The organism is Lysinibacillus sp., from assembly GCF_032093475.1.
GTDB classification, from domain to species: Bacteria; Bacillota; Bacilli; order Bacillales_A; family Planococcaceae; genus Lysinibacillus; species Lysinibacillus irui.
The window spans coordinates 6,154-9,483 of record NZ_DAMDAY010000005.1; the positions used below are offsets into that span (position 1 = coordinate 6,154).

4 protein-coding genes are annotated in these 3,330 nt (G+C 34.5%); 3 read left to right on the forward strand and 1 reads right to left on the reverse strand.

All coding sequences use genetic code 11. The features are described from left to right. The first annotated feature begins 535 nt into the window (after positions 1-535). The 3 genes from RT445_RS02190 to RT445_RS02200 all read left to right on the forward strand — a co-directional run bounded on the left by RT445_RS02190 (position 536) and on the right by RT445_RS02200 (position 2,778). Complete coding sequence (locus RT445_RS02190) at positions 536-928, forward strand: topoisomerase (protein ID WP_274796944.1); 393 nt, start codon at positions 536-538, stop codon at positions 926-928. Between the two features lie 403 nt (positions 929-1,331). Further along, the gene (locus RT445_RS02195) at positions 1,332-2,204 is read left to right on the forward strand and encodes an SDR family oxidoreductase (RefSeq protein ID WP_274796945.1); all 873 of its coding nucleotides are present in this window, start codon (positions 1,332-1,334) and stop codon (positions 2,202-2,204) included. A 124-nt stretch (positions 2,205-2,328) separates the two neighbouring features. After that, positions 2,329-2,778, forward strand: coding sequence for a DUF1569 domain-containing protein (locus RT445_RS02200; RefSeq protein ID WP_274796946.1), 450 nt, complete (start codon positions 2,329-2,331; stop codon positions 2,776-2,778). 90 nt (positions 2,779-2,868) lie between these two features. On the opposite strand, the gene RT445_RS02205 is transcribed toward RT445_RS02200, so the two are convergent. Continuing rightward, positions 2,869-3,330 (reverse strand): DUF2798 domain-containing protein (locus RT445_RS02205; protein ID WP_313469561.1); only part of this gene is annotated, 462 nt, incomplete at its 5' end.

Below are 3,330 nucleotides of genomic sequence, written 5' to 3' on the forward strand. Positions count from 1 at the left end.
TATCCATCGCTTTGAGCATTTTATCCACCACTTTTTGATGGTTATCCTTCAATTCAGGGATTCTATCCACTGGTTTAAGTGCTATCCTTCACTTTCAGGGTTCTATCCATCGCTTTGAGCATTTTATCCACCACTTTTTGATGGTTATCCTTCAATTCCAAGGTTCTATCCGCCAATAATAAGGTAGGATACAATTGAACCCATTTCGCAACAGAGTGAGAACATAACTTTTTAAATGCACTTTTATATTTTACATGATTCTGGAATAAAAAAACAATTTTCCTAAACATGAGGCAGAGTTTCTCACCTTGAAAGCCTACGTTTAAGTCAAAAGTACATTAATTATAATTTATCTTAATTAAACGCCGCATTTTTTAGAAAAGATTTGTCCTTTTTTATTTTGATTCAAATTTATGGAGTAACATCTATTAAGGCTTCTAAAGAGTTCGAATAGTTTTATAATTTTTGGAACCTTTGTTATTTCTTTGCGTCAAACTTGCGAGTTATATCATTAATTTTGAAAGGGGAAATAGGAGTGTTGAAAAATGCAATCATTTCAGGGGTTTTATTTAGTTCAATTATGTTGGTTGGCTGTAATGGAGAATCAGAAGTCGAAGAGATAGATGTTTCTGAGAATAAGGAAAATGATGCAAATTTATCACCAGAATCAAGTTTTTTTTCAGAAGTACATAATGAAATAATGGGATCTATTCCAGAACAAACGAATCTTAATAGCGAGTCAATAGGTGCAATAATGGTCGATGGTAATTTTAAAGATTTGACTGTATCCGTAAGTTTTCCGAAGGATGTAAAAGTTGCTGATACGTTAATTCAACAAATTGTGGAGGATTCTATAAAGAAAGTTTCGGAAAAAGAAAAGGTCACAATAAGCAAAGAACATATAACAATAAAAATTGAGAAATACTAACGGAGAATTTCTTAAATTAATCAAAATACTATTTTACATATCATGGTAAAGTGATATACTTGAATTAACTTTTATGAATGGAGGCTTCCGAATGATTGATATCCTATCTTTGAATCGTTAATTTTATACGTTCAAAGGCTCTGCTTATGCTCAGAGATAATAGGATAGATCTGTCTTTTTACGGAAACCCTTCATGATACGGTTATATACCAGGGGACATTGTCTCTGCTTTTTCTATTTTTTTTTAGAAAAAGTGTCATAAAGATGGATCCAATTGAATCATTCTATATGTTTGGAGCATGGGCAGATTGCCTATGCTTTTTATTTTTTCGATTTTGTTTTCTTATAATAATTGGAATTAATTGCAGCCTAACAAAATAGGATGAAGCGGAGGAGATTCTTAATGACAGGAAATCATATTAAAACGGCACGAGTTTGGTTTATTACCGGTGCTAGTAGTGGATTGGGATATGAATTTACGAAAAGAGCTTTGGAGTTAGGGGATAAGGTAGTTGGAGTTGCTCGAAATATTGAAAAACTGAAGGAGTTACAAAGCCAATTTGAAGGAAGGTTGTTGCCCTTAAGACTTGATGTTACGAATAGAAGCGATGTTTTTGCTACAGTAAAAGAAGCTATTAAACATTTTGGACAAATTGATATTGTCATAAACAATGCAGGTAATATGACTTTAGGAATGATTGAAGAATTTAAGGAAGAAGAAGTAAGAAGTCAAATGGAAACGAACTTTTTTGGAGCAGTTTGGGTTTGCCAAGCAGTCATGCCTTACTTAAGGGGGCAAGGTTCAGGTCATATTATTCAAATATCTAGTATCGGTGGACTCATTACGGGCCCTATGTCGGGAGTTTACAGTGCTAGTAAATTTGCTTTAGAGGGATTGAGCGAGGCTTTAGCACAGGAAGCTGCTCATTTTGGAATAAAAGTAACGATAGTAGAACCTGGGGGATACTGGACGAATCTTTATTTAAAAATGGGCTTCACTACACAGAAACTAGAATATGATTCATTACGTGAGGAATTGGCTAAACAAAATGCAACAGAATCCGTTGATAGTGCTCCTAAGTTGGCGGCCGAAGCTATTGTGAAACTAGTTAATTGTGAAAATCCGCCTCTTCGATTAATTCTAGGAAGCGTTGTCTACGATTTAGCTATTGAAAATGCGGAAAAACGGATTGCCATATGGCAGGATTGGGAATCAGTCAGTCGATCTGCGGAACATGCTATACCTGCACCAGATGGCTATGGAATGATCGAATAGAAAATAACGATGAATGGGCGTAATTCTACAATAAGAATTACGTCTATTTTATATAAAAAGTGACAATAAATTGGATTGTTATATAAAATAGATAGTGATTATTGGTTAAAGGGGATACGCACTCATGAAAAATATTTTTAATTCTATACATTCAGTAGAAGTATTAAAGCGTATTGATCAATTAACTCCAAATGCGCACCCACAATGGGGGAAAATGAATGTTGCACAAATGCTAGCGCATTGTTCGGCTTTTCAAGATATTGCCATGGGAAATTCCTTTCCACCAAGAGGGTGGCTAGGAATAATAGTCGGAAGGTTTGCGAAGCCAATTATGTACAATGACAAGACACTACCTCGTAATATGTCTACTATTCCAACGATTTTGATTGCAGATGTTAGAGATTTTGAACGAGAAAAAGAACAGCTTAAACAAAAAATAATCCTATTCCAAAATAACGGACCAGAGAAATGCACCACGCATCCTCATCCTTTTTTCGGTAAACTCACTTCTGAGCAATGGGGCATAGGAGTGTACAAGCACCTTGACCATCATCTTACACAGTTTGGGGTTTAAATAGGGGACAAATGGGCGAATGTTAATTCAAAAGTAGCCAAAAGAATAAATTCTAAATAGCTACTTCGAATGTCGTACTATGAATCCTTTTTAATTTTTTAATACTAAGTTATTCGGAGTTGTTTTAATAAACTTCGTGAATATAAAACGTACAAGTGGGCCCATAACGATAAGTTGCAATGGGTATGCTACAATGAAATTTTTACCAAACACTGAGAGGTAATCCTTGATTATCGAGTTGGAGGAAAAACCATTGTGAACATAACTTATGACTAAGCCGTATATGGACATGAAAAAGGCCATTCCAATAACCATACATGTGGAGATGGTTAAAACCTTAAAAAGCATATTATTCGTATTAGCTGTGAATCGAAAAGCTATTTTTTGTGCTACAGGTCCAACAAGGTACAAGTCAAGAATAATGGCAACCATAAACCCTAAAATAAAGTCAGTAATTCCTCCAAAGAAAGAAATTTGTCCAAATGTATCATTAAGGTAAAAATTATAAAGTGTCATAACAAGTACCATTCCAAAACACATTATTAAACCAAA